Origin of the sequence: Coleofasciculus sp. C1-SOL-03 (assembly GCF_040220555.1) — a bacterium.
Lineage (GTDB): Bacteria > Cyanobacteriota > Cyanobacteriia > Cyanobacteriales > Coleofasciculaceae > Coleofasciculus.
Genome location: NZ_JAVJUO010000107.1, coordinates 52,554 through 69,354, shown reverse-complemented (window position 1 = coordinate 69,354; position 16,801 = coordinate 52,554). Strand labels below are relative to the sequence as shown.

At 45.0% G+C, this 16,801-nt stretch carries 15 protein-coding genes and 3 pseudogenes; 6 read left to right on the top strand and 12 right to left on the bottom strand.

Going from position 1 to position 16,801, the window contains the following annotated elements; genetic code table 11:
• Positions 1-402 precede the first annotated feature (402 nt).
• A complete protein-coding gene (locus RIE73_RS17640; RefSeq protein WP_446402416.1) occupies positions 403-639 on the bottom strand; it encodes a hypothetical protein in 237 nt (78 codons plus the stop codon).
• 591 nt (positions 640-1,230) lie between these two features.
• Between RIE73_RS17640 and RIE73_RS17635 the strand changes: the two genes are divergently transcribed.
• Positions 1,231-2,010: a pentapeptide repeat-containing protein gene (locus RIE73_RS17635; RefSeq protein WP_446402415.1), complete on the top strand. Its 780-nt coding sequence runs from the start codon at positions 1,231-1,233 to the stop codon at positions 2,008-2,010.
• Between the two features lie 422 nt (positions 2,011-2,432).
• On the opposite strand, the gene dnaE is transcribed toward RIE73_RS17635, so the two are convergent.
• The gene (gene dnaE / locus RIE73_RS17630; protein WP_446402414.1) at positions 2,433-5,639 is read right to left on the bottom strand and encodes a DNA polymerase III subunit alpha; all 3,207 of its coding nucleotides are present in this window, start codon (positions 5,637-5,639) and stop codon (positions 2,433-2,435) included.
• A gap of 205 nt (positions 5,640-5,844) precedes the next feature.
• The gene (locus tag RIE73_RS17625; RefSeq protein ID WP_446402413.1) at positions 5,845-6,438 is read right to left on the bottom strand and encodes a hypothetical protein; all 594 of its coding nucleotides are present in this window, start codon (positions 6,436-6,438) and stop codon (positions 5,845-5,847) included.
• A 686-nt stretch (positions 6,439-7,124) separates the two neighbouring features.
• Here RIE73_RS17625 and RIE73_RS17620 point away from each other — a divergent pair.
• From RIE73_RS17620 to RIE73_RS17605, 4 genes and pseudogenes are all read left to right on the top strand, one after another.
• Positions 7,125-7,376, top strand: coding sequence for a UPF0175 family protein (locus RIE73_RS17620; RefSeq protein WP_446354406.1), 252 nt, complete (start codon positions 7,125-7,127; stop codon positions 7,374-7,376).
• Positions 7,369-7,773: a DUF3368 domain-containing protein gene (locus tag RIE73_RS17615; RefSeq protein ID WP_446402412.1), complete on the top strand. Its 405-nt coding sequence runs from the start codon at positions 7,369-7,371 to the stop codon at positions 7,771-7,773. Before RIE73_RS17620 ends, RIE73_RS17615 begins: the two co-directional genes overlap by 8 nt.
• Before the next feature lie 3 nt (positions 7,774-7,776).
• Positions 7,777-8,022, top strand: a complete 246-nt coding sequence (locus RIE73_RS17610; protein WP_446402411.1) for a UPF0175 family protein — start codon at positions 7,777-7,779, stop codon at positions 8,020-8,022.
• A gap of 3 nt (positions 8,023-8,025) precedes the next feature.
• A pseudogene (locus tag RIE73_RS17605) lies at positions 8,026-8,223 on the top strand (DUF3368 domain-containing protein); the annotation flags it as partial.
• A gap of 374 nt (positions 8,224-8,597) precedes the next feature.
• On the opposite strand, the pseudogene RIE73_RS17600 reads toward RIE73_RS17605, so the two are convergent.
• From RIE73_RS17600 to RIE73_RS17565, 8 genes and pseudogenes are all read right to left on the bottom strand, one after another.
• A pseudogene (locus RIE73_RS17600) lies at positions 8,598-8,936 on the bottom strand (element excision factor XisI family protein); the annotation flags it as partial.
• A gap of 241 nt (positions 8,937-9,177) precedes the next feature.
• Positions 9,178-9,858: pseudogene (locus tag RIE73_RS17595) on the bottom strand (DUF4280 domain-containing protein); the annotation flags it as partial.
• Positions 9,859-10,141: 283 nt separating this feature from the next.
• Positions 10,142-10,429: a hypothetical protein gene (locus RIE73_RS17590; protein ID WP_446402410.1), complete on the bottom strand. Its 288-nt coding sequence runs from the start codon at positions 10,427-10,429 to the stop codon at positions 10,142-10,144.
• The gene (locus RIE73_RS17585; RefSeq protein WP_446402409.1) at positions 10,408-11,850 is read right to left on the bottom strand and encodes a VgrG-related protein; all 1,443 of its coding nucleotides are present in this window, start codon (positions 11,848-11,850) and stop codon (positions 10,408-10,410) included. Before RIE73_RS17585 ends, RIE73_RS17590 begins: the two co-directional genes overlap by 22 nt.
• 727 nt (positions 11,851-12,577) lie before the next feature.
• The gene (locus RIE73_RS17580) at positions 12,578-13,261 is read right to left on the bottom strand and encodes a ComF family protein (RefSeq protein WP_446402408.1); all 684 of its coding nucleotides are present in this window, start codon (positions 13,259-13,261) and stop codon (positions 12,578-12,580) included.
• 134 nt (positions 13,262-13,395) lie between these two features.
• Positions 13,396-13,821 carry a hypothetical protein gene (locus RIE73_RS17575; RefSeq protein ID WP_446402407.1) on the bottom strand — a complete coding sequence of 142 codons (426 nt, stop codon included), beginning with the start codon at positions 13,819-13,821 and terminating at the stop codon, positions 13,396-13,398.
• Between the two features lie 430 nt (positions 13,822-14,251).
• A complete protein-coding gene (locus tag RIE73_RS17570; protein ID WP_446402406.1) occupies positions 14,252-15,055 on the bottom strand; it encodes a PD-(D/E)XK nuclease family protein in 804 nt (267 codons plus the stop codon).
• Positions 15,052-15,636, bottom strand: a complete 585-nt coding sequence (locus RIE73_RS17565) for a PAP/fibrillin family protein (RefSeq protein ID WP_446402405.1) — start codon at positions 15,634-15,636, stop codon at positions 15,052-15,054. Before RIE73_RS17565 ends, RIE73_RS17570 begins: the two co-directional genes overlap by 4 nt.
• 63 nt (positions 15,637-15,699) lie before the next feature.
• Here RIE73_RS17565 and RIE73_RS17560 point away from each other — a divergent pair, with 63 nt between their 5' ends.
• On the top strand, positions 15,700-15,924 hold the full coding sequence (locus RIE73_RS17560; RefSeq protein ID WP_446402404.1) for a DUF3134 family protein: 225 nt from the start codon (positions 15,700-15,702) through the stop codon (positions 15,922-15,924).
• A 43-nt stretch (positions 15,925-15,967) separates the two neighbouring features.
• Here RIE73_RS17560 and RIE73_RS17555 read toward each other — a convergent pair whose 3' ends face one another.
• Positions 15,968-16,738, bottom strand: a complete 771-nt coding sequence (locus RIE73_RS17555) for a CPBP family intramembrane glutamic endopeptidase (RefSeq protein WP_446402418.1) — start codon at positions 16,736-16,738, stop codon at positions 15,968-15,970.
• Positions 16,739-16,801 lie beyond the last annotated feature (63 nt).

Genomic DNA, 16,801 nt, shown 5'->3' with positions numbered 1-16,801 from the left:
CCATTTTCAATCAATTCTCACCACGTTAACATATTGATTGGATTTATGGCCACGCTGTTACACCATTTTCAATCAATTCTCACCACGTTAACATATTGATTGGATTTATGGCCACGCTGTTACACCGCCTTGAAATCAATTTCAAGGCTTATAGCAAAAGTCCGTTAAAACGGACTAACTAATACATAATTGCTCCTCGGAATAGAATCATGTTCTGATCATCAGAATGAGCTTGTATTTTTACGGAGTCGTCTTCAGACGAATTCGGCGATGAGCCGGGGAATTGATTCCCCGGCGGATGAGCGGATTCCACTAATACATAATTGCTCCTCGGAATAGAATCATGTCCTGATCATCAGAATGAGCTTGTATTTTTACGGAGTCGTCTTCAGACGACTTTGGCTATGAGCCTGGGAATTGATTCCCCGGCGGATGAGCTCCAATAATCCTTACTTGGATTTGCCTTAGGTGATCATCTAACCCTTGAACCATCTGATTCAAAGACATTTGTTTGTAGTAGCGGAAATTATCGATAAATATTTTGTCATCCAAACTGAGTTGACTATAGCTTTGGTATAATAAAGCATGATATCTGGCGGTAGCAGCTTGGAGTAATTGTTTATAGGTATCTTCAGGCATAACTCTAGAGGGGTAGACCAACTTTGGGTTCTCAGTAGTTGACTTTATTTTGACCGATAACAATTAACAATCGCCTCAGTCTTCATACGGATTTTTGAGTCGGCATAATGTCTCAAAGGAAGAGAATTACGCGATCCCACGGAATCAAGGTGTCTCAAATGTTAAGCTATCGAAAGAAAAAGCCTGGCAGCTAGAGATAGCTACCAGGGAACTGCATCTACAACTGAGAGTTTGCTTCCTTGTCCTTGCTTTTTCAGCATAGTTCCTTACTCTAGGAGTTAGAATCCGTGAAATTGCGGAATTTTTGCGATCGCGTCTGCCTCGATTACCGAGAAATACCTATAGGCTGGGGTTTCTGGTTGTATCATGGAGGATGAGGGAGATGAGGGAGATGGGGGAGATGCTGCTTTTAGGCTTGCATTGCAAAAGTGAGCCCATACAAACCATGTCCGACTTGGGAAGCGAAAGGTTAACACTGAGTCAGGGCGGGTTTTGCACAAATGTTACCATCAATAGCTAAAAGCAAGTCCCTAAACCCGCCCCTACAAAAATCTTCCCTCTATGCTGAGGTATTATTCATGGGTATTATTCATGAAACTCAAGATTCTGACTATCCTCTTACTTCTAGCACCCTTTGGGTTAGCTACTCCTCTAAAGGCGGAAAATCCTGATCATCTGAAACAGTTACAAGACACTGGCGAATGTTCTACCTGTGACTTAACCAATGCTGATCTGAGTAATGCTAACTTGAGTCAAAGTATCTTGACTTATGCCGACTTGAGTCAAGCCAACCTCACCCAAGCGACTCTCAGTGATGCTAACCTCAACTATGCTGACTTGATTAATGCCAACCTTAGTAACGCTAACTTAAAGAATGCTGATCTAACTCGCGCCTTTCTCGGTGGTGCAGATCTCAGTGGTGCGGATCTCAGAGACGCTAACTTCAAAGCGGCTAACCTAAGTAATGCTACTCTTATTGGTGCAAACTTAACCCAAACCCTGTTAAGTTTAGCCAACTTGAGTGAAGCCAATTTGTCTCAATCGATTCTCACGTTAGCCGAACTCAGAGGCGCGGATCTCAGACGTGCTAATCTGGAAAATGCTAGGCTCAATGGTGCTAACCTGAAAGCTGCGAATCTCAGAGAAGCGAACCTGAGTAATGCCCGACTTAATAATGCCAATTTAAATGGCGCTTACCTCAGAGGTGCTGATTTGAGTAATAGCTTTTTGACTAATGCTGATTTGCGCGAAGCGAACCTCTGGGATGTTGACCTGAGTCGCGCTAATCTACAGGATGCTGATTTAAACGGTGCAGTATTCTGTAATACCACTCTACCCGATAGAACTATCTCTAATCGCGATTGTCCTTAACTTGGCGCTTTTCGATGGATTTAATCGATACCAGAACTAACTTTTCAGGAGAAGTCTAGAAACCTGATTCGGGGCGGGCGGGAGTTACATCGGGTTGCAACCGAAAAGATAGTTGTTCCATATACCGTGACAAGTCAGATACCAGAACTCCCTGACTTCTCCAAGAATTCGGGACTCTTGCTTGGATATACTGTTCACTCTCTATCAGTTTCTTCGGGAAAAGCTACATTTTCATAAACCAAAGAGATGGGACACTGGACATTAATGCTGGTAAATTCAACATTTAATTCAGATTGAATATCTGCGGCTTCCTCAAGTGTACTAGAAATGTAGGCATATTAAGACAAATGGCACTGACTTTAGAGTTTGTAGTTAGCGATGCGAGCGCTTCTGGCACGCTTCGTGCCTACTACAAACCCAGCTTAAGCAACAGGTTGCAACACCTCTACCTGCTTTAACTCCAATCCTTGCTCAAAGATCTGATCAATCGGTAACATTTGACCCTCATTTGTCATAAACTTATGGTCTTTTGTCGCCCGAATCGTAGCACCATCTTCTAACAGATATTCAAACACCTCTTGTTCGCCGCGATTATGCCATTGGGCAATGGGTTGGGTGTACACATAGCCATGCTCATCCACACTATAAACCGTACACTCAATCCCCTTTTCGACAATTTCCCCAATCGCCACAGCACCATACTCAACCGTGAGAATCTGCGTATCATAACTCAAGCAGTATTCAGCAAATAATATCATCTGCTCGAATAACTCTTCCGCAATCCGTTTCGCCACACCATTTTTTGCCGCGCCATCGATAAAAATTTCTCGATGTTTCTCCATTTCTGCCACCTTCTTCTTACCCATGCAGTTATGAGCAATAAAGTCATTGGCAATAAAGTTATGGGTTTGGGGTATACTTAAATCGAAAACCTCCTCTTTGCCAACATATTCAATCGAGACAATTTCATCCCAGAATACATCGGACTCCGCAATTGCCATCAGTTCTGGGTCACTATTACAGAAATAGCTACAGGAGGGACTCTTGGTCGAAAGATGACCATCACCTATTAAATAGGCAGTTAGCTTAATTTGAGCATCTGAAATATCACTTTCTGTAGCCAGTGGCAATATCTTAGCTAAGCCAATCCGATTCCCAACCTGAAAATGATTCAGAGGCTGCCATCCTAACAGTGAATAGAAACGATGATCCGCTGTCGCTCTAATTTTACGATTAGTTTTTGTGGTAATTTCCCAAACATCCCGCACCCCGTTTGGATGAATTTCGCTAATCGGTTGTTGAGTAATCTTTTGCGTTACCTGATCCAGAGACAAAACCTGTCGTCCCAACCAATACTCTGGTTTAGATGCAATCTCTTTTAGAGAAACTAAACGCCCCGTTGCTGCATCAATAATCTCCGTCGAACCACTCAAACATCGGCGCAATAAATCCGCTTGACCCAGGGAATACCCCGCCAAATCCTGAGCCATTTTCATGATCTGCTCTTGATAACAAAGCGTACCATAGGTTTCTTTTAAAATTGGCTCTAATAGCGGATGTTGATACTCAACCTTTTCTTTCCCGTGTTTCCGATGAATAAACTTAGGAATCAGACCCGCATCCAAAGGTCCTGGACGATATAATGCCAAAATCGAGGAAATATCTTCAATACTCGACGGTTTCAACTCCCGCACCACTTGGCGCATCCCAGAGGATTCTAATTGGAAAATTCCCTCTAACTCACCTTTCTCTAACACCTTGTAGGTCTTTTTGATCTCATCCGGTATTTTATTAATTTCCCCCTTTGCCACAATCTGAAAGGCTTTCCGTTCTTCCAGGGGTAATTGATCGAGATCCAACGTAAGATTCCGATTTTGGCGAATCAATTCCGCCGTTTTCTGAATTGTGGTTAAGTTTTTCAGACCGAGGAAATCCATCTTCAACAGTCCGAGGGATTCTAAGTCCTCCATAAAATACTGGGTAATCACCGCCCCCTCATTATTCACCTGCAAGGGAACAATTTCATCTAAGGGTTCAGCAGAAATCACTACCCCCGCCGCGTGAACACCAAAGGTTTTATTGGTTCCCTCAATCCGGATTGCCATATCCACCCAGCGTTGCACTTGGGGGTTATTTAAATACGCATCTCTAAACTCTGGAGTGGGCGTCTCTTCAGAAATCATCACTTTTAACTTGGTGGGTTTTCCCCGTGAAACCGGAATCATTTTTGCCATCCGATCCGATTCCCCATAAGAAATATTCAACACCCGGGCGACATCTTTTAATACGGCTTTCGATGTCATCCGGTTAAAGGTAATAATTTGTGCCACCCGATCTGCCCCATATTTGCGGCTAACATACTCAATTACCTCATCCCGGCGTTCAATACAGAAATCGGTATCAATATCCGGCATAGATTTCCGTTCCGGATTGAGAAAGCGTTCAAATAAAAGCCCATGATGCACCGGATCGATATTCGTAATTTTCAGGGAATAGGCAACCAAAGACCCCGCCGCTGAACCCCGTCCGGGACCGACCGGAATTTTCTGCTCTCTGGCATATTTAATATAATCCCATACGACTAAAAAGTAGGTAGCAAATCCCATCTGCTGCATCATTTTCAGCTCATATTCTAGCCGTTCTTTATAGACGGGATCGATGTAGCTACGAGAACGACATTTCAGGCGATCGCATAATCCCTCCCAAGCGACTTCTTCTAAGTAAGTATTGGCGTTGTGACCCTTGGGAACGGGATAATCGGGAATGCGCGGTTCCCCCATAATGTCGTAGCGTTTGACCTTATCAGCTACCTCTAATGTATTCGCGATCGCCTCTTGGATCACGTCATCGGGTAAATGATCCCGAAATAGCTGTGCCATCTCCTCGGCGGACTTGAGATACTCGGTGCCGGAGTAGCGCATCCGCTTGTCTTCTTCAATTAATTTCCCGGTTTGGATACAGAGTAAGGCGTCATGGGCTTCGACATCGTAGCAGGAGATAAAATGAGAGTCATTTGTGGCAACAATTTTAATCTCTAACTCACGGGCGATTTTAACGATTTCTACGTTAACAATTCGGTCTTCAATCGAGCCGTGGTCTTGAATCTCTAGATAATAATCGTCACCAAAAACCTCTTTATACCACTGGGCGACTTTGCGAGCGTGTTGCACATCACCTTTGAGAATGGCTTGGGGAACTTCTCCCCCTAAACAAGCACTGGTGACAATTAATCCCTCGTGATACTGTTGGAGTAAGTCTTTATTAATACAAGGACGTTGAAAAATTCCCTTTCCTTGCATTCCTTTCAGATTAGAAATGGTCGTCAGTTTAACTAAATTTTTATAGCCTTGGGTATTTTTCGCCAAGACAACTTGATGATATTTGCGATATCGCTTCGTCTTATCTTCAATATCCCCATTAACCACATACATTTCATTGCCGATAATCGGCTTAATCCCTTTGCCCCGGCAAACTTTAATCAACTCGATCGCGCCATACATCACCCCATGATCTGTCAGTGCGATCGCAGGCATTCCTAATTCCACCGCCCGATCCACTAATTGCGGTAGCTGGGACGCGCCATCAAGTAAGCTGTAGTCACTGTGAATATGTAGACCGACGAAGGACATAGAACAAAGAAAGATAAGGATTCCGTTAAGGGGCGCGATCGCTCACCTTCATGGTAAGCTGACAGGTCTAATGGTATTCCCGATTCATCCAGATTGACTCTGGCTACCCCACATATAAGGATACATCATCCCATTAAACCCTATATGTAGTTACCTGGGTAGGGGCTTGGTAACCAAGCCCCTACGGTTACCAAGCCCCTACGGTTTAGGCGATCGCACTCGATAGATCTTGCCAGCGCTGATGCCATAATTGCTGCATTTTTCGCATAATTTCAGGTAAATCCTGAAACTCCTGACTTTGTTGATTAATTTCCCCAGCTAATCCCTGAAATCGGTTAAACTCTCGGCAACGATAGAGTACCTGTTCCCAAGCCCCATACCAATCCTGTCCGGCTTCCTGATGGGCGCGAATGGGTTTGAGGCGTTCTTCCTCGTTTCTGAGATATTCAGCCTGTTGCGCCCACGCCTGACGCCAGGGTTGCACGGCTTCGGGTTGCTCATGCTGATCATACCAGTCACGTTCACGGCGGAAGATTTCCCCTAATTCATCCAACTGGGAACGCGAGGTACAGCGCCCAATTGCCGCTAATCCCGCCTCAATCCACAGGGGCAAGTTGCGATAACTAACAAAGATAGCACGGGATTCGGCTAGCTTGACCCAGATTTGGTGGTGCCAGCATTCGACGCGATCGATTTGCTGGAGGGGAATGTTAAGAAATGTAGCGACTTGATGGCGTACTTCGTCGAGAGAAAATTGGCGCGGATCAATTATCCCAGCCGTGATCAAGTTTCGAGACATGGTGAATCACTCCTGATTTGGGTATTTGCGGTAGCGTTGGTTTGATTTAGGACAGTTGATGTTGGATCTCGGCTTTTTTGCCGAAAAAACACCAAAATCCGCAATCCTAAATCAATTGACCCAAAACCTTAGCCACCCCGGACAAATTGCCATAAGAAGTCGGAGTGGCTAGAGGAGTGTTAGTATTTCTTCTAGCTTCCAGACTGCGTACATCAGTTTGGGGGTTAGCTGCTCAGAGCTGCGGTAACAGCTTTGAGTGGCGCTAAGAGTTTTCGGTTTAATTTGGATTATCTTAGCACATTGAAGGATGGATACTCCAGCGTCAAGGCTTTGTTACAAAAGTTTATTAGGCAGTCGTATTTTCATCCAAGCTTGCGTAATGAAACCACCCCGCTCGTAGGGGCGCACGGCGTGTGCCCATTCCCCAGTGTGCGGCGATAAATCCCAATATGCGCCCATCAAGCTCGACATGAAAGACGCACAGCGTTAAAGGGCGCACAAGGTTAAGAGCGCACAAGGTTAAGAGCGCACCGCGTTAAAGGGCGCACAAGGTTAAGAGCGCACAACGTTAAAGGGCGCACCGCGTTAAAGGGCGCACCGCGTTAAAGGGCGCACGCCGTGCGCCCCTACAAATCCACTGTCTACCCGACAACTACAATGAGAGAAGGTTGAATTTGAATTGGGCTATGTATGAAATTACACTGTCCGTATCTGAAGAAACAGTACAGGCACTGAAGCTAACTCCTGAAAACCTCGATCGTGAGATCCTTTTAGCCGCCGCCGTTAAGCTTTATGAATTAGGGCGACTTTCTTCTGGAGCCGCCGCCAATCTAGCCAGAATTCCACGAGTCGTATTTTTAGCCAAACTTGCTGAATTCGGTGTTGATACTTTTCGCTTAACTGAATCAGAACTAGCGGAAGATTTAGCTAATGCCTGAAGTCATTACTGATACGTCACCAATCCAGTATCTTTACCAAACCAATTTACTTAACTTACTCCCTAGTTTATACAATCAAATTATCATGCCCCAAGGCGTTGCTGAGGAATTGGCTCAAGGGCGTTCTTTAGGTGTAGCACTACCTGAACCTGACTTGCTTTCCTGGATAACCATTCGTCCAGTGCAAGAATCACCACTTTTGCCATCCGCCTCTGATCTAGGAACAGGGGAGCGAGAAGCCTTAACCTTAGCACTAGAAATTCCCGATTCTCTTGTCCTACTTGATGATGCTCTTGCCAGAAATTGCGCCCGTCAGCTAAATATCATTTTCACAGGAACCGCGATTGCCTTCGGCAGTGCGCGAGAACCTACAATAGGAAGAGTCGTGAGAAATTGAGCTATGAGCGTTGTTGTCCCTGACGAAATTTTAACCATAACTCGCATGACTGAGGCTGAAATGCGTCAAGAGATTGCTGTCATGCTCTTTGGGCGGGAAAAGCTTACTCTTGCTCAAGCTAGCCGATTTGCCGGGATGCACCGCGTCGCTTTTCAGCATCTACTGGCTAGCCGTCAAATCCCAGTTCATTACGGGATTGAGGATCTTGAACAAGACATTCAAACCCTGCGGGAGATGGATAGGCTGTGATTATTGATTGTCAGTGACACATCCCCGATCAACAATCTCGCTGCAATCAATCATCTCCATCTCCTTCATCAACTCTACGGAACAGTTCTAATTCCCGAAGCCGTTTATCGAGAACTTACTGACCCCAATTTTCCCGTGGCTGGGACAACCGAAGTACAAACCTTTGACTGGATTCAAACTTGTGCTGTTCGCGATCGCACTCAACATGAATTATATCCAAAAGTAGGCGTAGGGTGGGCAAATGGATATAATTTCTGGTGAAATCGTTAAATTAACATAATTTGCCCACCCGACAAGATCATGCGATCGCACTTAAGTCTGGTGGGCAATGCCCACCCTACGGCTGATGCTAATGAAACCACCCCGCTCGTAGGGGCGCATGGTATGCGCCCATTCCCCAGTGTGCGGCGATAAATCCCAATATGCGCCTATCAACCTCGACATGAAAGACACACAGCGTTAAAGGGTGCACCGGGTTAAAGGGCACACCGGGTTAAAGGGCGCACGCCGTTAAAGGGCGCACGCCGTGCGCCCCTACAAATATCGTCCCTGTTTAGACGAGGCGATCGCACGCTTGCGACTCCGTAGCCTGTGTAAGGACGTTTATAACTGGGATGTAAACCGAGAATAATATCCTCTTTGGGTATACCCATTTTTACTAAATCTTGTGCCAAATCAGCTTCGGTCATATTTCGCTGAATCCAAATTTTGCTATCTTTAATATCTATATGAATGAAACAGTTGTAGACTCTTTTTAGTCCATCCCAACCGATAACTAGAAGCTGATAGTGGTCATGTTCTGTGTCAAAAATGATTTGACACTCTATTTCTGAATCTGACGGGTTTGCATCTTCAGTGATATGATTATTTAATCCCTGGCGGACTAATGAGCGATATTTTTCTAATTTGTCCATTCGCTGACTACCTCTTCAACAGGAGCGTCAACTATTAATTTTACTTGATAAAGCTTAACGGCTTCATTGTGCGATCGCGAGACTTTTTGAAGAGTTTGAGTGAGGGCTGAGTTGTTCTCGCCTCGGCAAAAAAGACAAATAATCAAGTTGCCTCAAAACATCCATAACGATCGCATTGCGCTTTGATTCTGGGGCTCAAGGCTTCATTGCTTTTGATTTTGTTTCTTTAAAACCCCAAAATTTAGTCTAAAGTCCAGTTTTTGAGTCTTCTCCATAAACTCACCAAGTCATGCCGACGCGACTCCAAAAATGCAGGTAAACCTAAGTGTATAATTCCTCCACTATCCAAGAATGTGTGATATATTGGGCTTTCATGAGCATCATATTGATTAGGTGTACCACGACAATCAGCAAACTCATGATTCTCATCAACTAGCTGTCCAGACTCGTCATAAAAACATTCATTTTGTGGGTTATCAGGGGTGGGGATTCTGTCTTCAGTGATTCCTGTGTAGCCGCAGTGAAAAAAACTACTGTTACCAGAATAAGGCTTCCATCCTTCAGGAACTTGATCTGGCAACGATTTTGGGCATTGCTTAGTGGCATCTTGATCAATATAGACACAGCTTTGTCCAGGGTTAATTACTTTTATCACTCCTCCAACTTGACAAATTAATGTGTCTGCTTCCGTAAGAGTCAGGATACCACCACTGCCAATTTTGACAGGTTGTCCCCCTAGCTTCCATGGCAAGGGAGTAACTGGTACGCATAGTCCATTAATAACGCATTTACCAAAAACATTAAAATTCTCTCCTGGCTTGTTATGATGGATATTTGCTGCCGAATTTGTGGCAATTACCCGATCATCGGACGGCACTTTCAAAACACTTGAGTCACTGCCAAAACTACATCTTAGAGTTGCACCAGAACATACTTGCCGTTGGCATAAACCCTATCCTCCACAAATGAATTTTTAATTAACTCAGAACATTGAGGAAAAAAGGCTGGTTGGGTTGAGAAGCGCCCACCCCGACAAGAGACGTTCTGGCGGAACGTCTCTACGAATTATCGCCGCTAACTGTGTTGGCTCAAACGACGATATAGGAAAGTCAATCCCGTAAATGAATATTGATAACACTCTATAGCATTCTAGACATAACTTATCACAATCAGCCAATATTGTCTGTGCCAATCTCTCACCCCCATTAGCTACGATTCAGATAAATATTGCCACCACTTTTAACAAAAATGTCACTAGCATAAACAATCTCAACACCCCCTGTTCCATCGATCTTAATCTTGCCCTTAGACTTGAGTGTAATACTATTATTTTTATCAGACAGACAGACTTTCTGATTCCCAGAAAGAGTTGCTAATTTAACCTTCCACGAAAGAAAACTGATTAAACCTGGACAGTATAAATTTATAAACTCCCCGGCTTCAAAAAGCACATATTCACCCGCCTTGCCTCCTAAAAACTTGAGCGCCTCCATGACAAGTTTGTTATCTTTATCATCAAGACACACCTTGCATCCCCCTGGCATCCCCCTGGGGTTGCACATTCCATTTTCTTCGCCGTATCATCGATTAAAAAACGATTTCCCCCTGAACTTTGCATAGAAATCCCCGCATTCACCCCACCTTTCGGTGATTCAACAAACTGTAACTGATGCCCACTGGGAGTAGCAAATGTCCGCAAACGCACATTACCATTACTCACCGTATCATTAATATGTTCTGGCGGTTGATCTTTGCCATTCCACACCCCACCTAATACATAAGGGCGATGAATATCTCCATGTTCAAACCCAACCACCACTTCATCATTCACTTCTGGGAGACAATCATTACCGCGATTATTACCAATACCATGTCCCAGCACTCTCGCCCAATTACTTTCATGTTCCTCCGTCAACGTGGGAAACTTTACTCGCACCCGCCCCATATTTTCTGGGTCTTTATTATTCGTCACCGTACCCACCAATAGCGTTTGTCCCGGTTGCAGGTGAGTTGGAGGTGAGAATAAGGTACAAAGATTTTCACCCCGTATACTGCTCACAGTAAACTCGGTGATGTACACCCGGTCTTGCAACAAATGCCGGGTTTCGGTAATATAATACTCGCCACTATATTTACCCATTCCCTCCAGTTGCACCACTCGTCCTGGTCGAATTTCTGGATTGCCTTCTCCTGTTGCATCAGCCTGGACAAATTCTCCAGCCAGTTGATCACAGATAGCTTGTGCCATAACCTCTGCCTCTTTCGCCTGAAACATCGGCTGATCGACTACAATCATCTTAGGATGCGGTGGCTGACCATGAAATGTCTGACTCGTTTTACACCCCTGACCAAAATCCGTTTGAGTTAAAACCTGGGGCGCTGTGGCTGTGGAGACAATTGCTTGTTTCTGGCGATAATCCCATCCCCTCACTTCCACCTCACTCACCTGTTCCCGACTCGTCACCCGCACCTGAAACTGGTGAATTTGTTTTAACCATTTCAGGCTTAATCGTTTACCTACTTGAGGTTGGCGGAAGTAAAGTTTCCCATCTTGAACAAACAGTTCAAAACCCAATCGCGCGGCTCGTTCCTGGAAAAACTCGATATTCGTCTGATTTTCCTGAAACACATAGTCATGGGGAATACCACTCTCATCAATCGTCCCCAATTGGATACCGACTTCAGCAGCAATTTTCTTAATAATATCGCTATCGGTCATATTTTGAAACGAGCGGTTATAGCGCCCTCGGTGCAGGCGATGGGAGACATCATAACCGCGAATAATTATCGGTGCTTGGGAGGTGTCGCTAAAATGGGTTTCCATAGCGGTAATCTCCCCTTCCAGCACATATCCCTGCTTCTGTTGAGCAAACTCAGGGGTAGCGGCGGTACTGGAAATAAATCCAATTTTCACCCACTTGCCAAAAGCAAATAAGTCTTGGTGCTGCCAAGTTTGATCGGTACGGCTACCGGGAAAAACAACTCAAAAAAGCGACTCTCAACAGAGTTTAACTCAATGTCACATTTAATCAATTTTGTTAACAAATTGACTCAAATGTAGTAAGGGAACTTTAGCCCTAGATTCCGTTGGGTTCTTGGGAAGTCGAAACCCAACCTACAACTTAAGTCTGGTGGGCAATGCCCACCCTACGGCTGATGCTAATGAAACCACCCGGCTCGTAGGGGCGCCTTGTCTTGCGCCCATTCCCTAGTGTGCGGTGATAAATCCCAATATGCGCCCATCAACCTCGATATGAAAGACACACAGCGTTAAAGAGCGCACAAGGTTATAGAACGCACAAGGTTATAGAACGCACAACGTTATAGGGCGCACAACTTTATAGCCTTACCAAGGCAGGTTAGGACATTTTTCCTGTTGCCTGTTGCCTGTTGCCTTTTGGGATAAACTTATGTCCTAACGTGTGTGCGTAGTGCTATATAGGGCGCACAACGTTAAGGGCGCACAACGTTAAGGGCGCACGCCGTGCGCCCCTACAAATCGACTGTCTACCCGACAACTACAATGAGAGAAGGTTGAATTTGAATTTGAATTTGGCTATGTATGAAATTACACTGTCCGTATCTGAAGAAACAGTACAGGCACTAAAGTGCCTACTACAAACCCATCTTCCCCATCTCGTCTATCGTCCCTGTTTAGACGAGGCGATCGCAACGATACCATAAACCGTAATTCCTTGCTGGCGTAACACTTCTGTGGCGGAACGGGCGGTTGCGCCTGTGGTGTAAATATCGTCTAAAATCAGTACGGGTGAATGATGTGAACGTTTGCCAAAACGCTTACCCACAGCAAACGCATCGGTGAGATTTTGCGATCGCTCGTTTGCGGATAAGCCAAATTGGGCTTGAGTCTCGCGTACCCGTTCTAAACCGTGAGGCTGATAATGATACCCTGTAAATTGACAAAAACTCTCAGCAAGCAGTTCAGCTTGATTAAACCCCCGCTGTTGTCGCTTACTGGGGTGAATCGGAATCGGAATCACCGTTAACTTTTTCCGCTGCTGCGCCGCCGTCGATTTTAGCCAAGCCTCACCCAACCAGAATCCCAAGGGACGGGCTATCTGGGTATGATTCTCATATTTTAGCGCCGCGATCGCCCGTTTCAATGTGCCGCCATAATGTCCCCAAACAAACACAGGTAACTCCCCTTGCCAAAATTGACTCGGATGCTTGAGTTGACAGCGCTGTAACTGACGCTGACAGTATTGGCAAAGTTCAGCATCCGTCGCGCGATCACATAATGGACAGTTTGACTTCAGGAATAAAGACAGTAAGCTATTCGTCAACTGTCCGATTCCTAGTTTCATCTCATCTTGTCTTTAGATGACCTCCATAGAATTATACCTTTAGCTTTAGTTTTTCCCCCATCTCCCCCATCTCCCCCAGCTTCCAGACGCGCCATGGCACGTCTCTACATGGCTTCCCCAGCTTCCCTGTTCCCTTAAGCAACATCCAATAAAAACATCGACAAAAACGCCAAGTACAACAGAAGGGCAAGTAAAACCACCACAAATGGCGGTGTAAACATTACCGGAAAACTCGCTTCCTCCAAAAGATTGGGCAAAAACCCTTGGTAGCAGATCGTATCGCCACAGCTACCGTAGTTAAAGAGAATCACAAAGGTTTGTAGTCCAATGATCCTCGGTAAAAAGTTTCCCTTTACTTTTACCTTGGTGCGTCTCCTGGCTGTCCGAGCCGTCGCACTAAAAAACAAAAAGATTGTCGTCGTGATGTAGAACAATCCCCCAAATGCAATATAGAAAAAAATTGACATCCAGCCTCCCGATGTCATAAAAAAGAGGGGGATACTAATTAGCACATAAATCAGGTAAACACTAAAGACCAGCCAAATATTGGTTGTAATCATTGAAGTTATAATCCTTACCGATTTACAAACAGCTTGATTCCAGCCTCTATAACAATTAGAGCTGGATACAAATAGGTAGAAGCTGAAGCCTGGTTTAGTAATTATTTGTACGAGATGAAATACTCATTTATTTCTTCAAGAGAGTGATTACAATCGTTTAACCCATTAGATCTTGCACCATTAGATCCTCGTTAGTTCCGCTAGTCTTCAACCCCAATACTTCGTCAAGTTAGGGGGCTTTATGTTTATACCTACTAATAAACGAATGACTATCCGGAATCACCGTTGATGTAGCGGAGTCGGGGTGCGGAGGTGCAGAGGTGCGCGGGTGCAGCAGAGGAGATGGGAGACAAAATTTCTATTGCCTATTGCCTATTGCCTATTCCCTGTTCCCTATTCCCTGTTCCCTGTTCCCTGTTCCCTGTTCCCTTTAAATCGATACTTCCTCAATATCAGCCAAATTGGGAAATAAATCACCATCACCAACCTCACGTTCTCCTGTTCGCTGACAGCGCACAGCAAAGCTACAGCTATCGCATTTACCCGCCGATATTGGCACTTGGGGAAACGGGATATGATCATGTTGATAGCGGTGTAACCATCCGGATAGCCGAGTCAGCAACTCTGTTAAATCCGCTCTCGTTTTTTCATGTTGTACTCTATCGTAGGGAAACGTAAAACATTGGGGACGGGGTTGAGACTTAACAAACCAGTACGTCATTGAAATCTGCTCCGGCAAATAATCACTGGTTTGAAGCAAAACATATCGGTATAAGCGTGTTTGCCAGTCTTTAGCTAACCAATGACGATTCCTCGGTAGAGGATAGGTTTTCCAGTCGAGAATCTGGGCGCTTTTTTCGTCTTCAATAAATAAGTCGTAAATAACCGTGAGTAAATAGCCTTGCATCGTTAACGTGCGACAATGTTCAGCCTCCCGAAAGGTGTGAGACTGGCGGGCAAATACCTCTGGGGCTGCATCCATTAGCGCCGTCACCCAATGATTAAGTTGGGGATTATCCTTCAGCAACGAGTCTATCGGTAATCCGAGTTCTCGTTGTTGCATCAACAGGTGAAAGTCACTTCCCCACGTCAGGCGTTCTTGTTGATCCGGTGAAACAGGACTTCCGAACTGATCCACATAGATATGTTGAAACTTACGCGGACAGGTTTCTAACAGATTGAGTTGTCCTTGAGATAAGCGAGTTAGGGAAACTGTCGATTGGTCAGCATTCATGGTTTAGTGAGGACAAATACACTCTCTTTATTCCCGCGTCCAATCCGCAGATTTTCGTCGAGATAGGTAATCTCCAACCAGCCCCGTTGCTCTCGACTTTCAATGTTAAAATCAAGCGCCTTAAATTTTTTACCCGTTTCAATTTGCTGGATAAAGTTAGTCGGAGATTTATAGTTAATTAAGCGTTGTAATCCCACAACCGACCGATCAAAATTGACATTAACGCGGCGTTCGGAAACGGGTTCAAACCGCGCTCCTACACTGATAATTCCCTCTAAATAAGGTAAGCTGGACACTTCAGCAATGTTATAAATTTTCGCGTCGGCGGTGCGAACACATTGGTAGATTTGACCCAATTGCCACAGGGGAAACCGACCCAAGTTTAATAAATCACTACTGGTTGTGTAGAGTAATCGCCAATTGCCTTCCAGCAAGTCCTGTGCTTCCAGTGGACGTGGCGTAGGGTTGCGGTCTTCTAATTGGGCAACGGCTGCCAAAATTGCTGTTTTTTCAGTGTCCGTTGCCAACAGCCCCCGATTTTTTCCCGCGATCGCTTCTAGTAACGTGGCTTTGCTAACCATCTGTCGTCCTGACAATCCACCGTTAAATATGGTATCATTTTTATCGACTTACTGACGTTTTTTATGTATAACCCTTCTTTGCGTGAAGAATCTCGTGAGCAACTGGCTCCAGTCATTTCCGTTCCCCGTGAAACCTCAGTTTTAGAGTGGTTAGAAACAACGAATCGTCTGCTGGCGCGTGATCCGAGCGAAAGCGATATCGACGATGATGAAGAGGAAATCTCTGAACTGATGGGTGTGGATGATAATGATTATGAGGATGAGGAGGATGATGATCTAGACGAATGATTCATCGATAGGTATAGGAAAGGATAAACAAGGGCGCGATCGCTTAATTCACAGCCCGCGCCCTGATCCCCAAAGCCAGCACCATCAAGAAGGCTAACCCCATGACTCCCGCGATCGGGTTACTATCTACTCCGGTTATCCAAGGGGACACTTGACCCGAATACTGCACTAATTGTCCCACATTAATCAGGTAATAGCCCCAAACTAACCCTGCATGTAACCCAATGGGTAAACCCAAACGCCCTTGTCCTCGTTTTGCCCAAACTAAGGTTAATCCCAACAGCACTAATCCTGGAAATCCCGGTAATGTGCGAATAATTTCTGCGAGGGGTTTGAGAAAATGCAGTGTGGCAAAAATGAGCGCATCTGCCCAAAGAGATAATTTCGGAGAATAGTCTCGTTCCAACTCATCCAATAACCAACCCCGAAAGACTAACTCTTCAGCCAAGCCAATACCCAGGGCGCTAACCAATCCTTCTCCAATAATCCGCCGCCATTGTTCCGGAGGAGGTTGAAAATTCAGCCAGCCTAATCCCCCCTCTAGCGCAAACAAACTTAAGGTAAATAATAAACCAATACTTAACCCATTGAGCAAATCTATTCCATTGCGCCGAGACACGTATAACCCATACTGCTTTAACAGTTGAGGTTCTCCATAAACAAAGCGTCCCCAAACTTGTAGTAGCCCTAAAAACTCCCCAAACAATAGCGCCATCGTTAGAATGGTGACTAGATTTGAGTCATCGACCAAAAGGTAGATTGGCGCGGCTAACGGTAACCAAAATAACCCTAAGGTAACAACAAACAAACCCAGCCGCACAGGTGCTGGGTATTGAGCTAATTTCGGGAGGTTTTGTCTTAAACTGTTCAGGACTTA

Excerpts from the sequence above, each read along its gene's own strand:
- RIE73_RS17635 (WP_446402415.1), top strand. The coding sequence starts at position 1,231 with ATGAAACTCAAGATTCTGACTATCCTCTTACTTCTAGCACCCTTTGGG.
- RIE73_RS17625 (WP_446402413.1), bottom strand. The coding sequence starts at position 6,438 with ATGTCTCGAAACTTGATCACGGCTGGGATAATTGATCCGCGCCAATTT.
- RIE73_RS17640 (WP_446402416.1), bottom strand. The coding sequence starts at position 639 with ATGCCTGAAGATACCTATAAACAATTACTCCAAGCTGCTACCGCCAGA.
- RIE73_RS17620 (WP_446354406.1), top strand. The coding sequence starts at position 7,125 with ATGTATGAAATTACACTGTCCGTATCTGAAGAAACAGTACAGGCACTG.
- RIE73_RS17610 (WP_446402411.1), top strand. The coding sequence starts at position 7,777 with ATGAGCGTTGTTGTCCCTGACGAAATTTTAACCATAACTCGCATGACT.
- RIE73_RS17560 (WP_446402404.1), top strand. The coding sequence starts at position 15,700 with ATGTATAACCCTTCTTTGCGTGAAGAATCTCGTGAGCAACTGGCTCCA.
- dnaE (WP_446402414.1), bottom strand. The coding sequence starts at position 5,639 with ATGTCCTTCGTCGGTCTACATATTCACAGTGACTACAGCTTACTTGAT.
- RIE73_RS17575 (WP_446402407.1), bottom strand. The coding sequence starts at position 13,821 with ATGATTACAACCAATATTTGGCTGGTCTTTAGTGTTTACCTGATTTAT.
- RIE73_RS17580 (WP_446402408.1), bottom strand. The coding sequence starts at position 13,261 with ATGAAACTAGGAATCGGACAGTTGACGAATAGCTTACTGTCTTTATTC.
- RIE73_RS17590 (WP_446402410.1), bottom strand. The coding sequence starts at position 10,429 with ATGGAGGCGCTCAAGTTTTTAGGAGGCAAGGCGGGTGAATATGTGCTT.
- RIE73_RS17565 (WP_446402405.1), bottom strand. The coding sequence starts at position 15,636 with ATGGTTAGCAAAGCCACGTTACTAGAAGCGATCGCGGGAAAAAATCGG.
- RIE73_RS17570 (WP_446402406.1), bottom strand. The coding sequence starts at position 15,055 with ATGAATGCTGACCAATCGACAGTTTCCCTAACTCGCTTATCTCAAGGA.
- RIE73_RS17615 (WP_446402412.1), top strand. The coding sequence starts at position 7,369 with ATGCCTGAAGTCATTACTGATACGTCACCAATCCAGTATCTTTACCAA.